Below are 16,450 nucleotides of genomic sequence, written 5' to 3' on the forward strand. Positions count from 1 at the left end.
TTGAACAATGTTATGAAAGAAAGATTTTTAAAAGATAAAATTTCTTTTGAAAATGAGTTTCCTAGCCCTGATGGGAGGGAAAATCCTTTTGTGCCGGTGTTCGGCATAAAAGATTGGAAGGAACAGCAGGAAACAGCTCCTGAAAAATTGAACGCAAATAGCTAAAAAAAATTATAGATTAAAGAATTCAAAGTTCACAAAGCCTTGTTACGTTTTAATTTCTGTTTATTTAGGTATAGATATTTTTACTCTAAAACCTTTATCCGGTTCTGTATCAAAATCAATAGTTCCTTTGACAACCTCAATACGGCTTTCCATGTTTTTGAGGCCGTTTTTTACAATCTTGGTTTTTTCGCAGCCTTTACCGTTATCCGTATAGTTTATGAAGATTGATTTTTGGTCATTTTCAAATTTTACAAGCACTAGATTTGCCTGACTGTGTTTCTTCATATTCACCATTAATTCCTGTAAAATGCGACTAATCGTGATCTTTTTTATATCCTCCACAATTTCCCAGTTTATATTTTCCAGATTAGTAGCAATGATATTTCTTTCGCGGGCATTATACGCCGAAAGCATTTCTTTTATGCTATTGGTAAAATCTATTCCTGTCTCAATTCTATTATTTTCTCTTGAAATCCCCCTCACACGTCCGTAAATATCATCTAATTTTTGAAGCAGATTCTCTTTGGTACTTTCATTAGATAATGCCTCAGATTCGGCAAAAGCAATCACATGAAATACGTCGTTTGCCAACTCATCGTGGATTTTTTTAGCAATTCGGGTTTCAGTATTATACGAAGTCTTAAATTCTATAGCTTTATTTTTATTTTTATAATACCGCATTAGAATAGCTATTAAAACAACTAAAAAAACAAAAATAATCAGGAATACAACTCGCAGGTATTTGGCTTTTTGAAGTGCTAATAGGTTTTCGGTTTTTTCTAAACGAAGTTTTCCATTTTCATCTTTTTCTTTTTTAGAATCGTATTTAATTTTGGCAAACTTGTTTTTAAAGTTATTTCTAATCTTTATAATGCTGTCATTTAGTGTAAAATACTTTTGCACATATTTGCTGTCCTGCGGGCTGTGATTATTAGAAATTAGAATTTGCAGTGCTTCTAATCTTTCGTCAACACTATTTAATTTTGTGGCTGTATTGTAAGCAGCAAGAGCATGTTCATCTGATTTTTGAAGGTCTTTTTTAGCATAATAATCAGCAAGATGCAGATAACTTTCAATGCTTCCGTAAGTATCTTTAATTTTGTGTCTTAATTGGAGCGCTTCATTCATTAAATCCAATCCTTTTTCATCCAATCCATTTTTAAAATAAGCATAACCTAAGTTATCTTGAAATCGGGATTTATTAGTTTCTTTAGCTTTCTCCTTCAATATTTTTTTACTTGCAGGAGATTCTAAAAGAAATTCTAAAAGAGTGATTGCTTTATGATATTTCTTTTGTTGTATATAAACAGCCGCAATATTGTTTAAAGGACTTTGTTTCTCATCAAGATCTTTAGATTCATTAACTGATTTTGTATAGTAAAAAATGGCATCATTGTAAAGAGAAAGTTCTTTGTCAGCAATGCCTAATATATTATTTATACAGCTAGAATAATTTTTGTTTTTTTTAGTATACGGCAATGCTTCGGTAACTGTTTCCTTACTGCCATAGTAGTCTCCGTTGATTTGCTGAATTGACGCCATTTGAATGAGTATATATCCAATATTGGCACTGTCTTTTAAAGTCTCAAAAAGCAGTTTTGATTTATTAAACTTATAAAAGGCAGTATTTAAGTTTTGCTTTTGAAAATTTTCATCTGCTTTATCTCGTAAACTAAGTGCCTCTTTTCGTATAGATTCGGTTTTAGGATTTATAGCTTTTTTTTCTTTGCAGGAAAAAAGGAAAATAAAGATAATAAAATAAAAAAACGGGGACCGTAACATATAAGTTTACTTTCCCCGAAAATAGTAATAAATTAGATAATAAAACATATAATTTATTAAGGTTATGGTTTTATTGGGTGATTTTTGTCATCACCTGGTCCATCAGGATTTTCTCCCGTTGCGAAACCGTCAGTTTTTTCTGTTTTCTTTTTTGGTTTGGTTTCGTACTCGTCTGGAGTACAAGAAAATAGCGTGAACAATAACGTGAAAGTTATAAAAAGTAATATTTTTTTCATTTTGATTTGATTTAAAAATTAGACATGAGTATTGCTGTCCGGAGTTTTCCAGAGCTTGTTAATGGCAATACCAAATTGATTTTTTGGGGAAGTAAGTGTGTAGAACCGTAAGACGTTATTTACACTTCCCGATTAAACTCGGTCTTACGGTTTTTTCACACTGTTAATTAAAACTAGTTTTATACTCTTTTCTCAATCTTAAGATAAGGTGTGAACTAATTCTTTGGCAAAGTAAAGGCGCTTTCAAGCCTTTGTTGATAGGGGATTCCCAGAATTCCCGCGTTTTCCTGAGATTCCCGGGAATTCCTTAAAACAAAATACAATGCGCAATAAATTTTAGTTTTTTTAGACATGTTACTTGAATGTAAACCAATCTGACCTTATTCTAATAGAGGAAAAAAATCCTAAAAAGGTTGTCTTGGACTAGTAAAAAAAAGATGAAATTGCTGTCCGGAATTTGTTATTTGCACTTACTAAAATTGATTTTTTGGGAAGTAAATCGTGTAGAACCGTAAGACGTTATTTACACTTCCCGAATAATCTCGGTCTTACGGTTTTTCACAATGTTAATTAGAACTAGTTTTATACTTTTGTCCTGATCTGAAGTTAAAGCGCTAACTAATTTCTATGTTTCATTAAAGGCATTTTGAAACCTTTTTTTAAATAAGATTCCATTAATTCCTCACGTTTTACAGAGATTCTCAGGAATTCCGTTTAAAAATAAAATACCATGCATAGCAATTCATTAGAAGAATATAAAAAGGCGATTAAAATTAAATATGAGATTGAAAAAGAAGGAGAATATTTTGATTATTTGTATAGTCCTTCTCGCGGAAAACTCCGCGATTTGTGCTGGCTTATTTTCGAAAATAACCAAACTAAAGATGATTTAAATGTTTTTAGAAATTTGTTTTGTTTAGATTTTGATTATACCAAAAAGAATAAGTTCAAGGAGCAAAAAGATAAGTTTAGGCCTATTGAGACCTTTTTTAAGGGCGAAACAGATCCTTTGAATATTGATGCAATAAATCTTGCAGCAGTAATGGTTGATTTTCAACCGCGCCCTTTTAAAAAGTTTAATGAAAAGTGTAGAATTGAAGAAGCCAAACAGCTTGAAAGTGCTGATAAAATTATGGCAGTTGTTGAAAGTGAAAAAGAAGTCATAGAAGCAGAGGGTTTTGTGAAAAATGAAAATGAAGAGTCAGAAGAGCATCCTAAAAAAGGAAATCTTTTTTTTAATTTTGGAAGTATATTTTCTAAGAAAATGGCTCAGGCAATATATCCGCGAAAAATAATTACGATAGGAATTGGAGCTGTCGCTTTGGTATCTTCAGCCTGTTTATATCTGCTGAAGAAAAAAGATTAGAAAAAAGATTTTCTAAATGAAGTGTAGAAGCATTTTGAAGAATAAAATGCAGGAAGAAATAATAATTTTTTAAGAAGTAATTCAAGGCTCTAAATAGTTTGTTTTTCGGCATATATTGGCTGTTATTTATACTATAAAGATAAGCAAAATTATTCGTTAAACCTAGTAAACACAAGGGGAATTACTGTTTTTTTTAGTTTTTTATCACATTTTTTTTTTGGAATTTATTCCCTTGTTCATTATTAATTTTTAAAGCAATAAAACTCATTTTTTATTGGTAATGTTACGTCTCATAAAATTGGTTATTTTTATAAAGCAAAAGAATAAATCCTAATGCAAACCCCAGTTTCCTTAATCGACTAAAATTTGACAGCAAATAATGATATAATACGTAAAATAATAAAACCCGAACCAGGACTTTCTGATTTTGTAGAAAATTTTTGGATGCTTGAGAATACGTTAGATTCAGCACATGAAATTGTTGTTTTGCCTAATGGAAGGTTTGATATTGTATTTTTTTATTCGCCGGAACAGTCCTTTCATATCATGCGAATGGGTTTGGAAACCGAACCTGCACAAACTGCTCTTCCTCCAAAAGCATTAGTGTTTGCAATTAGTTTCAAACTTCTTGCGATTGAATATTTGTTAGATCTAAAAGCCGCTTCTATACTAAATACCGCTGATCCCTTACCAAAGGATTTTTGGGGCATTACAAAAGACGACTTAAATGATTTTGAAAGGTTTTGCGAGAAAGTTTCAGCCAAAATGATTTCGCTAATCAAGCCGGATATCGATCCTAGAAAGCAAAAATTATTTGAATTGATTTATGCCTCAAATGGTGCGATGTCTGTAACTGAATTATCCGAAAAAGTATTTTGGAGCAGCCGACAAATCAATCGCTATTTTAATGATCATTTTGGAATTTCTCTAAAGGGATATTGCAGTATTGTGCGATTCAAAGAATCATTGGAACATATTAAAGAAGGAAAACTTTTCCCGGAACTTAATTTTACAGATCAAAATCATTTTATTAAAGAAGTAAAAAGACTTTCAGGAGTGGTGCCAAAAGAATTATTTAAAGATAAAAACGACCGATTTCTACTATTCCATCCCGAGCCAAAGAAATAGTTTTGCAGTGATAAAACTAATTCTAAAGATATGTTACTACAAAATAAAAAAATAGCCATCGTAGGAGGTGGTCCCGGCGGATTAACACTGGCGCGTCTTTTGCAACTTAAAGGTACAGACGTAAAAGTTTATGAAAGAGATGAGAACAGAAATGTAAGATTACAAGGTGCAACGCTTGACCTGCATTACGAATCCGGATTAAAAGCAATTGAAGCAGCGGGATTGATGGAGGCTTTTAAAGCAAATTACAGACCGGATAATGATCGATACCGCGTTGTGGATGAAAACGGGACTGTTTTTCATGATGACCATGATAAGGATTCAACGGGAGATTTTGGAGATAAACACTTCAGACCTGAAATTGATCGCGGACCTCTGAGGGATATTTTGCTGGATGCTTTGCAACCGGATACTGTTGTTTGGGACAGTCATATTATTTCGCTTGAAAACAAGGAAAATGTTTGGGAAATTATTTTTAAAAACGGGAGCACTGCAACTGCTGATATTGTAATTGGGGCTGATGGCGCAAATTCAAAAATTCGTCCTTTTGTTACTCCAATCAAGTCTGTTTACTCTGGTGTTACTTATTTAGTATGTAATATTCCTGATTCTGAAAAGAATGCTCCAAAATTGCATGAGTTGGTAAAAGGTGGGAAAATATCGGCTATGGCCCATTCTCAAACGTTATTTTTAAGTGCAAAAGGTGATGGCAGTCTGGATTTTTATATTGGCTGGAAAGCTGCTGAAAATTGGGCGGCAGAAAGCGGGATTGATTTTAAAAATAACAAACAGGTTTTAGAATGGTTTAAAAAAGAATTTACAGATTGGGATTCTATGTGGCTGGAATTGTTTGATTACGAACAGACTGATTTTGTTGTAAGACCTTTAAATGGTATGCCGCCACATCAATATTGGGAAACACAGTCTAGTATAACATTGCTTGGTGACGCAGCCCATTTATTGCCTCCAAATGGGGAAGGGGTAAATTCAGCAATGCTCGATGCTTTAGATTTAAGTGAAAATTTAACCAACGGAAAGTTTACGGATATAAAATCAGCAATAGGTGATTATGAAAAGGTGATGTTCGAAAAATTTGCTGATGAATGTAAAGAAACGGCTGAAATGATGAATTGGATGTATTCTCCGGACGGACTAAAAATAATGGTAGAATTGTTTCATCAAATGCCAAATTAAATAGAATATTCCAACAAAAAAGCCTTTCAGAATCTTGGTTCTGAAAGGCTTTTTTGTTTTAATTTTTAAGATATAAGGTTTGTCGGAACTTAGACTTCTTATGAAAACGGGTGTCCTAGCCCAGACAGAAGCGGCATCCTTTGCTTGCCTTCTTTAGGCAAGGAAAGATATAGTGTATGGCTGGAATAGCTCCTGAAAAAACTATAAATTGTGATCGTTATTGATTTCTACCTCATCCGGTTCGGGAGAGAAATTTAATTCTTCTTCTATTTTTTTACGGTCTTTTTTGTTTTGCCTGATCAGGAAAATAACTAAAAAAGTAACGGCAATAACCACTACAGCCAATATAATTGAGTTGATATCCATAAAATTAGTTTTTAAAATTATTAGATGCTCTTAATTTTTATTCCGGCATTTTCTTTACTGATTTACGATAAAAAATCGCGGAACCACAATCCGGAATGTTTTATTGTTCTTTTCTGAGTTTCAAAGTCAACATGAATTAACCCGAATCTGGCATTATAACCTTCGGCCCATTCAAAGTTATCCGTTAAACTCCAGACAAAATAGCCATCAACATTTAAACCATCGTGTTTGGCTTTTAGAATTTGCTCTAAATGATCCTGAATGTAATGTGTACGTTTAATATCATAAACTTTTCCGTTTGAAACAGTATCCGGAAAAGCAGCGCCATTTTCGGTTATAATGAGTTTTTTTATCGTTTTATATGCATTGAATTTTTTAAGAACATGATAAAGAGCGGGCGGATAAACTTCCCAGCCCATTTCGGTAGCAATCACGTTTCTTTTTTCGGCACTTATTAATTCGGCACCGATATACGGAATTAATAACGATGATTTTACTACTTCTCTCGTATAACATTGAAGACCAATAAAATCAAAGTCAAAATCAAGATTGTTGAGGTCATCTTCCAGAATATAATTATTGAGTTTTTTCAGGACCGGAAGATCATTTTGAGGATAACCAAGACCTAAAATGGGTTCTATAAAAGTTCTGTTTAATAAAGTATCGACACGTTTTGCAGCATCAATATCTTTTTGATTTTCAGAAAAAGGCTCAATGTGTGTACAGGAAAAAGTAGTACCAATATTGGCTTCAGGAACTTTACTTCTAAGAATTTTTGCACCTGCAGCAGTAGCTAAAGTTACATGATGCATGGCTTTAAGATAATTGGTAATCCCTTTTTTTCCGGGAGCATGAACACCAAGAAAATATCCGGCTCCTGTAAAAACGGAAGGTTCGTTTATAACCATCCAGTTTTTTACACGATCTCCAAAATGTTGTGCACATATGTCAACATATTCAGAAAACCACGCAACAGATTCACGATTGGTCCAGCCGCCTTTTACTTCCAGATCATGAGGTAAATCCCAATGATAGAGTGTAATCCAGGGCTGTATTTCGGAAGCCAATAAAGAATCGATGATTTTGTTGTAATAATCTATTCCGGCCTGATTTACAGGATGAATTCCTGTAGGCATAATTCGCGTCCAACTGATCGAAAACCTAAAATTTGGAATGTTTAATTCGCTAATTAAGTTGATATCATTTTGGTATGAATTATAAAAATCACAAGCCGTTAGCGCATGATGGCCATTTTTTATTTTTCCCTTTTGGGAAGTAAAAACGTCCCAGATAGAAGAACCTTTTCCGTCGGCATCATGAGCTCCTTCAATTTGAAAAGCGGCGGTTGAAACACCCCACAAGAAATCGTCTCCAAATTGGTCTTTATGCAAAAATGAGTTCTCAACTTTATTCATTCAATTATACTTTCCTTTTTTAAAAAATTCGATTTATTAATGAAGGAAAGAAGATTGCATGGCTCTTAGAAAAAGCCATTCTTTGAATGAAACCAGAAAATTTAGATTAAAGAATTTCATAACATTTAGTTTTAATCAAATTAATAAAACTAATATGAATTAACCGTAATGTAAACATTATGAAAATGTTAAGTGTTTTTTTATTTCGGATTATACAACTGAAAGCCTGAAATAGGAGTGGTTTATTTAAACAAAAAAACCGCTCAGAATGATCTAAACGGTTTGATGGGGAGATTATAATTTAATAAGGTTTTGTACTTTTAATGAGATTTCTTTTTTTCTGATTTTTAACGGCAAAACCAGGCAAGTTGCCAAAACAAACGGAAAAGTGAAAACGCCGCCTGCATTTTGAAGAATTGTGATATTAGAGTTTACAAGATAAATATTGATTATTACACAGATTATTACTGATATAAGAACCAAAATTCCGTCTATTTTTTTACTTCCTGCAAAAGCGATTGCACACAATACAGCATTAAAACTAAATAATCCCATAGTAATCTGGTTTATAGGTTCGTGTACGTGAAAAGAAACTGCTGCGCTAATAGCCGAGCCTACAAGCCCGTATAAAGCCGCTATAGGAGAACTGATATAAACACCAATAAAAAAGAGAATTCCTGCCCACATATTTGCCTGAAAAATAACTTCGCCAAAACCATTGGTTTCTGAGGTAAAACTATCAATATTCGATAAATCAGGAACAGAGATAAAAGCGTCAGAAGGAGGAATATTCGAAAAATGATGTAATATGGTTACCAATATCCAGCTTACAAGAATAAAAGGAAAAGTAAAAACAGGAATGCTTCTTTTGATGAAAAAATGCTGAAGTATTGCTGCTGCAATTGATCCCAAAACGACAAATAACCAAACTATAAGTTCATCTCTGAATAAGAAAATTAAAGCAACGCCTACTAATGCCGGACTGAATCCGTATAAGCCTATGCTGGTTTCGTTTTTATCATATTTTAAAACTTTGGCAGTAAGTGTTCCTGTTAAAGATGCGAGAAGCACAGCAATTCCCATAGGTATTGATCCGAGGAAAATACCGATGGTAAAAAATATGCCTGTTAAAATGTTTTCCTGCAGCATTATTTGTCCAATACCTTTGAAAACCTCAGCTATAACAGGAAATTTGGATTCTATTATTTTATTCATTTTTTTCTTTTTAATATTAATTTAAATTACCAGCCTAAAAAGACCATTCCGAAAGCACAGGTTGTAATTACAAAACCACCAATTGCATTAGAATAGCGTTCCAGTTTTTCGGTTTTGATAAGGCTATAACCATAACGCCCCAGAATTACCATAAGCAACATTGTTAATACCGTAGATAAGGCAAAAACAGTAATTAGTACCGTAATTTCTGTCACAGATCGATGTGTTCCTGAGAAGAATAATAACGGAATCAAAGGTTCGCTTGGACCCATTACAAAAATGGCAAAAAGAACCAGAGGTGTTACTTTTACTCTTTTGTCCGGCATTACAATTTCGCCATGTCTGTGTTCAAAAACGTAAACATCTTCACCTAAAACATCAAAGTGTTTATGAGGTTTATTTTTATAAGCCTGCCAAATACCATATCCCAAATAAATAAGACCAAAAATAAGCAATGCCCAACCGGAAATATTGCCGCGTAAATCCTGAAACCAACTTATTTTATTCATTTGCCAGCCTAAAAAAACGGCCAGAAGTCCCAATACTACTGAACTTAAAATATGACCAAAACCGCAAACTATTGTCAGTATATAGGTTTTAAAAGCCGACCATTTTCTGGAACGTGATAACACAATAAAAGGCAAATAATGATCTGGTCCTGACATGGTATGTATAGAACTGATAGAAATGGCGGTGAGCGATAAAGCCCATAATGTTTCTGTCATGCTAAAATATTTTCAGGTTTATAACTCCATATTTTTTCTTGTATTTCCTGAAAGCAGTTGAATATTTTTTCGCCTTCATTGCCTAATACACGTACAACAAATCCATCATTTTGTAAAGAAGAAATTCCAAATTCCAGTTCGCCTTGTTCTTTCATCATTTCAAAAATTTCTTCTACAAATTGATCTGTTTTTATGTTTTTTGTATTCAGATATACCAAAGTGCCCTGATGCGTAAATTCTTCCAGACAGCCTATAGAATCCAACGTAATAGTTTGTGGACGCAATACTATATTGTCTTTAAAAATTAGTTTGTTTTTATAGAAGACTTCAGTTTTATTTTGAAAATGAGAATATTTAAAAACTTCGCCGTGATGTTTTCTTCCACAGGTAATTATTTCTCCCAGCATCAAACTGCAACCGTCTTCAATATTAATGGTGTTTGTACTTATAAATGTTGAGTTTTCATGTGGTACAATTGGATGTGGTACATAAAAAAAAGAACTGTTTTTTTCCAATTTTACGTCAAGTTCCTGCGTTGCAGAATCATCCATATTAAACAAGCGCTGGTAGGATTGTGACAACAATTGTAAACGCGCATTTTCTTCTACCATAACATCTATAAAGTAACGATCACCATTTAAAATGCCTGGAGACGAACTGGTTATCATAAGATACGCACCGCCATCTTTTTTTAATTGCCCAACAGGAACAACCCGAAAAGGAGGTGATACAAAAACATCTTTCATATATGAATTTCCTTCCCGGCAGCCCGCGGTAATATGTAGTTTAGAATCCATTATCTGTATAACTTTGGCTCTCTGATATCTTGTAAAAGCGCGTATTTTTTAATCCAGCCAATGATACTTTCCAATCCTTCATCTGTTTTAAGATTGCTGAATATAAATGGTTTTCCCTGACGCATTCTGCGGGCATCTTCTTCCATTACTTTTAAACTTGCACCAACCATAGGAGCGAGGTCAATTTTATTAATCAGTAAAAGGTCAGAACGTGTAATTCCGGGACCGCCTTTTCTGGGGATTTTTTCGCCTCCTGAAACATCAATAACAAAAATGGTTACATCGGCTAAATCCGGACTAAAAGTTGCCGAAAGGTTATCGCCGCCACTTTCGATCAGAATAAGTTCGATATCCGGGAAACGTTTTGCCAATTCATCTACTGCTTCAAGATTCATACTTGCATCTTCGCGAATTGCGGTATGCGGACATCCGCCAGTTTCTACACCAATAATTTTTTCTCTTGGCAAAAGACTGTTTTTGGTCATGAATTCGGCATCTTCTTTAGTGTAAATATCATTTGTAATTACACCCAGATCATAATCATTCATCATTGCTCTGGAAAGTCTTTCCAGAAGTGCTGTTTTGCCAGATCCTACGGGACCTGCAACGCCTATTTTTATATATTTTCTTTCTTCCATTTTACGTGTGATATTGTTACTGGTTTAAGACATATAAAGTCTTGAATATAATCTTTCGTGCTGCATGGCTCTTATATCAAAAGCAATACTGCACATTCCGATGAGGTTTTTGTCTAAACAAAGAGTTTCTTCTACTAATTCGGCTATTTTCGGCTGAAAACGGAACATCATATCCTGACCGTCTAATTGACTTAACGGAACCAGTTTTACGCTGTTGGTTATCATTCCGATGCAGCTGTTGTAGAAAAAAGCAAATAAGGCTTCTTCAAGCGGAATCTCCATCAGGCAGGCATACATACCAAACGCAATTGCATAATGACCGGTTGCATCGCCTTTTTGAATGCTTTGTTCATATTGTAAAGCCAAATCAAATTCCTTGTGTCGTCGGAAAATTTTAATGAAACGCAACCCTAATTTTTGGCTCGCATCACGCATTTCTCTCGGAGATTTTAGCGCAGTACATTCATGATCCAAAAGAGTTAGGGCCTGCAAATCATTATTTAATGTTTTTTCGTAAGCCAATCGCATAAATGAAGCATCATTGAATTTGATGTTGTATCTAAGCATATTTTCAATGAAAACTTCTGCCGAAGCTGTATCTTTTACTTTATTGTTTTGTACGTACGTTTCCAATCCGTTAGAATGTGAAAATCCGCCAATTGGTAATGTAGGATCGGCAATATGCAATAAACTGCCTAAGAATTTGTTAGTCATTTTTAGAAGCGATATTTATAATTTTATTGAATAAAGAAACACTTCCAGCATGACCGTGAGGTTCTACATTTGATTTTAATAAATTGAGCAACTGATGTTCTTCTTTTGAAGGTTCATAACCTGCAGCTTCCAACCATCGAAACATTGGCATTTCAAAAGGCATCAAAACTTTATCTTTCTGAATAAAAAGCGGCATGTGTTTGTTTCCAATTTCATAACAAACAGTTCCCATTTGCAACATTGTTTTTGGTGCTATAACTATTGCTTCACAAGGTTTGATTTGTACAAAAATTGCTTTTTCGTTATCCAGATAGAGAATGTCGCCATCATGCAGTCTTTGTCCTTCTTTTAAGAATTTTATAGACAAATCAGTACCATTATTAGTGGTTTTTCGCTGAATGCGTTTTGTAGCTTCATACCATTCGATTTCTAATATATCTAGCTTTAATTTATCTAATGATTGCTGGGTGGTATTACCTAATATTTCTTTAATAAGCATTTGATCACTTTTTTAACGTTAAAAATGTTTCGGGTTAAAATCTTTAGAACATGAAGTACAATTGAGCCAAAGGCAGTTTGTCAGCAGGTTCGCAGGTAATATGCTCTCCATCAACAAATACTTTATAATTCTCCGGATTTACATCAATATTTGGTGTTGCACTATTGTGAATCATATCTTCTTTAGAAATGTTTCGACAATTTTTAACCGGAAGGACCATTTTTTGTAAACCATATTCTTTTACGATTCCTTTGTCTAAAGAAGCCTGAGATACAAAAGTGGCACAAGTAGCATATTTAGCTTTTCCGTGAGAACCAAACATTGGTCTGTAAATAATAGGCTGAGGTGTTGGAATAGAAGCATTTGGATCTCCCATTTTTGCTGCAGCAATAAAACCTCCTTTATAAATTATTTCTGGTTTTACACCAAATAATGCTGGTTTCCAAAGTACAAAATCGGCAATTTTACCAACTTCAATAGAACCCACATAATCAGAAATTCCGTGTGCAATTGCAGGATTAATAGTGTATTTAGCAACATATCTTTTTACACGGAAATTATCATTTTCGGTATCAGTTTCTAAATATCCTCTTTGAGCGCGCATTTTGCTGGCTGTCTGCCAGGTTCTTGTCACCACTTCACCAACACGTCCCATCGCTTGAGAATCTGAACTCATGATACTAAAAACACCCATATCCTGCAAAATATCTTCTGCAGCAATAGTTTCCGGACGAATTCTGGAATCGGCGAAAGCAACATCCTCAGGAATATTTTTACTTAAGTGATGGCAAACCATCAGCATATCCATGTGTTCGTCTATGGTATTTTTGGTAAAAGGTCTTGTAGGGTTTGTAGATGCCGGTAAAACATTTTTATACATTGCTGCTTTAATAATGTCCGGTGCATGTCCGCCTCCGGCACCTTCCGTATGAAAAGTATGGATAACCCTTCCGTTTATCGCCGCCATAGTATCTTCTAAGAAACCAGCTTCGTTTAAAGTATCTGTGTGAATCGCAACCTGTACATCATATTTATCTGCTACAGTAAGCGAAGCATCAATAACTGCAGGAGTTGCGCCCCAGTCTTCGTGAATTTTTAAACCTAAAGCCCCAGCTTCAATTTGTTCTATTAATGGTGCTTCAGTCGAGCAGTTTCCTTTACCAAAAAATCCTAAATTCATTGGATATTCTTCTGCAGCCTGCAGCATTTTTTCAAGGTTCCATTTTCCCGGAGTAATGGTTGTGGCATTGGTTCCGTCATTTGGTCCCGTTCCTCCGCCAATCATCGTAGTAATACCGCTATACAATGCAGTATCGATTTGTTGTGGCGAAATAAAGTGAATATGCGTATCAATTCCACCAGCGGTCAAAATGTAACCGTTACCGCCATGAAGTTCTGTAGAAGCTCCAATAATTAAATTAGGGTCTACGCCATCCATAATATCAGGATTTCCGGCTTTACCAATTCCTACGATTTTACCATCGCGAACACCAATATCCGCTTTTACAATTCCCCAGTGATCAATAATGACAACTCCTGTAATACAAAGGTCTAAACAATTTTCGTCACGTGTAATTGTGGTCGATTGTCCCATACCGTCACGAACTGTTTTTCCTCCTCCAAAAATTACCTCATCGCCATATGTGGCATAATCTTTTTCAATTTCGATAATTAAATCGGTGTCTGCTAATCTAATTTTATCTCCCGTTGTTGGTCCGGTTAAATTCGCATATTTATCTCTGCTTATGTTTAGGCTCATTTTGTTGTAGTTTTAAAATTTAGTTTATCAGCTAATTTCAAGGCTGCCTCTTTCACTTTTGCTGAATTGGCATCACCGTTTACAAGATTATTAATTCCGATAATTTTGCGCGTACCTCCAATTTTTACAAGAGTAACTTCCTTTGCTTCACCTGGTTCAAAACGCACGGCTGTTCCGGCAGGAATATTCAAGCGCATGCAAAATGCTTTTTCGCGGTTAAATTCTACAGCTTTGTTTACTTCAAAAAAATGAAAATGAGATCCTACCTGTATAGGTCTGTCTCCGGTATTAATCACTTTTACGGTTGTAGTTTCACGACCTTCATTTAAGATGATATCGCCTTCTTTTATAAATCTTTCTCCTGGTATCATTTTTTGTTTTTTAAGATTAACGAATCGGATTATGAACAGTTACCAGTTTTGTACCATCTGGAAAAGTAGCTTCTACCTGAATGTCATGAATCATCTCAGGAACACCAGACATTACATCATCTCGCGTTAGTACTTTGGCGCCGCTTTGCATAAGGTCGGCTACGCTATTGCCATCTCTGGCACCTTCCATAACATATGCGGTAATAATTGCAATTGTTTCTGGGTAATTCAGTTTTAGTCCGCGTGCTTTTCTTTTTAAAGCGACCTCGGATGCTAAAAACACGAGTAATTTCTCGGTTTCTCTAGGAGTTAAGTGCATATTCTTGTTTTTTAAATTGATAAACGAGTACAATGATTCTCATCAGATGTTACATACATCTAATGCAGAAAAAAAATAGGATGAGTATTATTTTAGCGCCTGATATCCTGATATTTCAGGAATAACGGCACACTAAATTGCATTCGGCTTTGACAATCTTTAAGAAATAGAGATTGATTGTCAACTGAATTAATTGGGCAGATAAATATTTTGAAAGTACTGATACAAATATTTTCCATTTCGATATCGTCAATGGAGAATGTTGAATCAGTATTATATTGTATTGTAGAAAAAGTTTTTTGAGTAATAATTTCCTTTTTGGAATTCTGAAGTAGTGGAATCGAAGTAGGAGAACTTGCGAATAAAGGAGCGCTTAGAAAGAGTAGATATATACAAGAGAAGAATAAGACAAATTTTGCCTTACCCTCTAATTTATAGAAATCTCTTATGCTGTACTTCATATTGTTGTAAATAATAGATTACAAAAATAATATATTTGAAGTATTCAATAATAAATTACGCAATAAAATTTTGTTAAAAAATATTTTTCTGTATGAAATATCTAGTTTATAATATCTTACATTGTAAGAAAAACCTATTGATACTAGAATTGTTTAATTTTAAAACGTTTGAATTAGGTGTAGATTTTTTAACTATCTAATATTTTGCCTGCTTTCTTTTATTTAAAGTTTATGGCAATTATAGTTAATCTTCCCATCCACAAAGTGTTAAGCCGTAGTTTTGAGCTTTTAAAACAGACATTTTAACAATTTCATGACTGCAGCCTTTTAATCCGCGGCAGTTTTCATTGTAATGGTATTTTTTTGCGCCCGTTGCACCACAGACAAAAACTTTTTTTTCCTGAAAATGAAAAGAAGTAAAGAATATAAAAGTGAAGATTAGTATGTGTTTCATTTGAATAAATTTGTGTTGATTTGGTTACTTAACAATTAAGAAATATTCATTTCCTTTTAAGTCAAGTGCCTTAAGTTTTCCGTAAGCGATCCATTCTGTTTTGATTTCGAGCTCAGGAATTGAATCTGTGATTAAGATTCCTGCACCGTATTTACCTTCGACATTAATGTTTCCAAAAACAGAATCGCCTTTGATATTCACGCCTTTCACATCATAATTATATTCGTAATGACCGGAATTTCCCGTCCGGTATTCATAATGATATGTTTTATTGACATGGTATGTTTTTGCTTCTTCAGGAGTAATAATTTTTCGGTCATCTGCGGTAATTGCTGCTTTGTAAAAAGTATTTATTTGTGGTGGAGCCGGAGTTGCAGCTTTTTCACAGGAAAATAAGAAGATTACAAAAAAGGAAAATAAAATAGAGTAGTTTTTTAACATAGGCTTTGTGGTTTTTGGATAAACTAAAAAATGCGGTTTGAAAATTATATGATTTTAAAGTTGTGATAAATCTAATTAGAATAACCCTCTCTAAAATGCGTAGATACACCTGATTTATTTATAAAATACCATCAGTCTGTAAGAGAGAGACTGATGGTATTTTTCTGTTTAATATGCCTTTTCATTTGAAATTATTTAAAAGCCATTATTATATTTTACATTAAAAGCATGATCAGACATAAATAAAAGGCCAAAAAACTGAAAAAAGGCTAATATGGAAGGAATAAATGTCCAACAAAATAGTAAGTAAAGTATACCTTGTCCTGATTGTCCTAAATAGAATTTGTGGATTCCGATTCCTCCTAAAAAAAGTGTCAAAATTGCTGCAGTTAGTTTGCTTTTCAT

At 34.0% G+C, this 16,450-nt stretch carries 20 protein-coding genes; 4 read left to right on the forward strand and 16 right to left on the reverse strand.

Annotated features, from left to right (window positions below):
• The first annotated feature begins 12 nt into the window (after positions 1-12).
• On the forward strand, positions 13-165 hold the full coding sequence (locus ACZ0AH_RS06670) for a hypothetical protein (RefSeq protein ID WP_463475034.1): 153 nt from the start codon (positions 13-15) through the stop codon (positions 163-165).
• Positions 166-225: 60 nt separating this feature from the next.
• On the opposite strand, the gene ACZ0AH_RS06675 is transcribed toward ACZ0AH_RS06670, so the two are convergent.
• Positions 226-1,707: a tetratricopeptide repeat-containing sensor histidine kinase gene (locus tag ACZ0AH_RS06675; protein WP_463475035.1), complete on the reverse strand. Its 1,482-nt coding sequence runs from the start codon at positions 1,705-1,707 to the stop codon at positions 226-228.
• A 302-nt stretch (positions 1,708-2,009) separates the two neighbouring features.
• Entirely contained in the window at positions 2,010-2,183 is a 174-nt protein-coding gene (locus tag ACZ0AH_RS06680) for a hypothetical protein (protein WP_463475036.1), read from the reverse strand.
• A 730-nt stretch (positions 2,184-2,913) separates the two neighbouring features.
• On the opposite strand from ACZ0AH_RS06680, the gene ACZ0AH_RS06685 reads away from it, so the two are divergent.
• The 3 genes from ACZ0AH_RS06685 (at position 2,914) to ACZ0AH_RS06695 (ending at position 5,871) form a co-directional block, all read left to right on the forward strand.
• Positions 2,914-3,549 (forward strand): hypothetical protein, encoded by a 636-nt coding sequence (locus ACZ0AH_RS06685; RefSeq protein WP_463475037.1) that lies wholly within the window; start codon positions 2,914-2,916, stop codon positions 3,547-3,549.
• Between the two features lie 366 nt (positions 3,550-3,915).
• Positions 3,916-4,677 (forward strand): DUF6597 domain-containing transcriptional factor, encoded by a 762-nt coding sequence (locus tag ACZ0AH_RS06690; RefSeq protein WP_463475038.1) that lies wholly within the window; start codon positions 3,916-3,918, stop codon positions 4,675-4,677.
• Between the two features lie 30 nt (positions 4,678-4,707).
• Complete coding sequence (locus tag ACZ0AH_RS06695) at positions 4,708-5,871, forward strand: FAD-dependent oxidoreductase (protein ID WP_463475039.1); 1,164 nt, start codon at positions 4,708-4,710, stop codon at positions 5,869-5,871.
• A gap of 201 nt (positions 5,872-6,072) precedes the next feature.
• Here the strand turns inward: ACZ0AH_RS06695 and ACZ0AH_RS06700 are convergent, their stop codons facing one another.
• The 14 genes from ACZ0AH_RS06700 to ACZ0AH_RS06765 all read right to left on the reverse strand — a co-directional run bounded on the left by ACZ0AH_RS06700 (position 6,073) and on the right by ACZ0AH_RS06765 (position 16,450).
• A complete protein-coding gene (locus tag ACZ0AH_RS06700; protein WP_463475040.1) occupies positions 6,073-6,237 on the reverse strand; it encodes a hypothetical protein in 165 nt (54 codons plus the stop codon).
• 62 nt (positions 6,238-6,299) lie between these two features.
• Positions 6,300-7,652 (reverse strand): GH1 family beta-glucosidase, encoded by a 1,353-nt coding sequence (locus ACZ0AH_RS06705; RefSeq protein ID WP_463475041.1) that lies wholly within the window; start codon positions 7,650-7,652, stop codon positions 6,300-6,302.
• A gap of 294 nt (positions 7,653-7,946) precedes the next feature.
• On the reverse strand, positions 7,947-8,867 hold the full coding sequence (locus ACZ0AH_RS06710) for an urea transporter (RefSeq protein ID WP_463475042.1): 921 nt from the start codon (positions 8,865-8,867) through the stop codon (positions 7,947-7,949).
• A 26-nt stretch (positions 8,868-8,893) separates the two neighbouring features.
• Positions 8,894-9,592 carry an urease accessory protein UreH domain-containing protein gene (locus tag ACZ0AH_RS06715; RefSeq protein ID WP_463475043.1) on the reverse strand — a complete coding sequence of 233 codons (699 nt, stop codon included), beginning with the start codon at positions 9,590-9,592 and terminating at the stop codon, positions 8,894-8,896.
• Complete coding sequence (locus tag ACZ0AH_RS06720) at positions 9,589-10,389, reverse strand: urease accessory protein UreD (RefSeq protein WP_463475044.1); 801 nt, start codon at positions 10,387-10,389, stop codon at positions 9,589-9,591. The genes ACZ0AH_RS06715 and ACZ0AH_RS06720 overlap by 4 nt, the downstream gene beginning before the upstream one ends.
• Positions 10,389-11,027: an urease accessory protein UreG gene (ureG, locus tag ACZ0AH_RS06725; RefSeq protein WP_463475045.1), complete on the reverse strand. Its 639-nt coding sequence runs from the start codon at positions 11,025-11,027 to the stop codon at positions 10,389-10,391. The genes ACZ0AH_RS06720 and ureG overlap by 1 nt, the downstream gene beginning before the upstream one ends.
• Positions 11,028-11,051: 24 nt before the next feature.
• Complete coding sequence (locus ACZ0AH_RS06730) at positions 11,052-11,741, reverse strand: urease accessory protein UreF (protein ID WP_463475046.1); 690 nt, start codon at positions 11,739-11,741, stop codon at positions 11,052-11,054.
• Positions 11,734-12,240, reverse strand: a complete 507-nt coding sequence (ureE, locus tag ACZ0AH_RS06735; RefSeq protein ID WP_463475047.1) for an urease accessory protein UreE — start codon at positions 12,238-12,240, stop codon at positions 11,734-11,736. The genes ACZ0AH_RS06730 and ureE overlap by 8 nt, the downstream gene beginning before the upstream one ends.
• A gap of 43 nt (positions 12,241-12,283) precedes the next feature.
• Positions 12,284-13,999 (reverse strand): urease subunit alpha, encoded by a 1,716-nt coding sequence (gene ureC, locus ACZ0AH_RS06740; protein ID WP_463475048.1) that lies wholly within the window; start codon positions 13,997-13,999, stop codon positions 12,284-12,286.
• A complete protein-coding gene (gene ureB / locus ACZ0AH_RS06745; RefSeq protein WP_463475049.1) occupies positions 13,996-14,370 on the reverse strand; it encodes an urease subunit beta in 375 nt (124 codons plus the stop codon). Before ureB ends, ureC begins: the two co-directional genes overlap by 4 nt.
• A 16-nt stretch (positions 14,371-14,386) precedes the next feature.
• On the reverse strand, positions 14,387-14,689 hold the full coding sequence (ureA, locus tag ACZ0AH_RS06750) for an urease subunit gamma (RefSeq protein ID WP_463475050.1): 303 nt from the start codon (positions 14,687-14,689) through the stop codon (positions 14,387-14,389).
• A gap of 705 nt (positions 14,690-15,394) precedes the next feature.
• Positions 15,395-15,604: a hypothetical protein gene (locus ACZ0AH_RS06755; protein WP_463475051.1), complete on the reverse strand. Its 210-nt coding sequence runs from the start codon at positions 15,602-15,604 to the stop codon at positions 15,395-15,397.
• Between the two features lie 24 nt (positions 15,605-15,628).
• Positions 15,629-16,045, reverse strand: coding sequence for a hypothetical protein (locus ACZ0AH_RS06760; RefSeq protein WP_463475052.1), 417 nt, complete (start codon positions 16,043-16,045; stop codon positions 15,629-15,631).
• Positions 16,046-16,240: 195 nt separating this feature from the next.
• Positions 16,241-16,450: a TM2 domain-containing protein gene (locus tag ACZ0AH_RS06765; RefSeq protein WP_463475053.1), complete on the reverse strand. Its 210-nt coding sequence runs from the start codon at positions 16,448-16,450 to the stop codon at positions 16,241-16,243.

Source organism: Flavobacterium sp. AC105 (assembly GCF_979258495.1).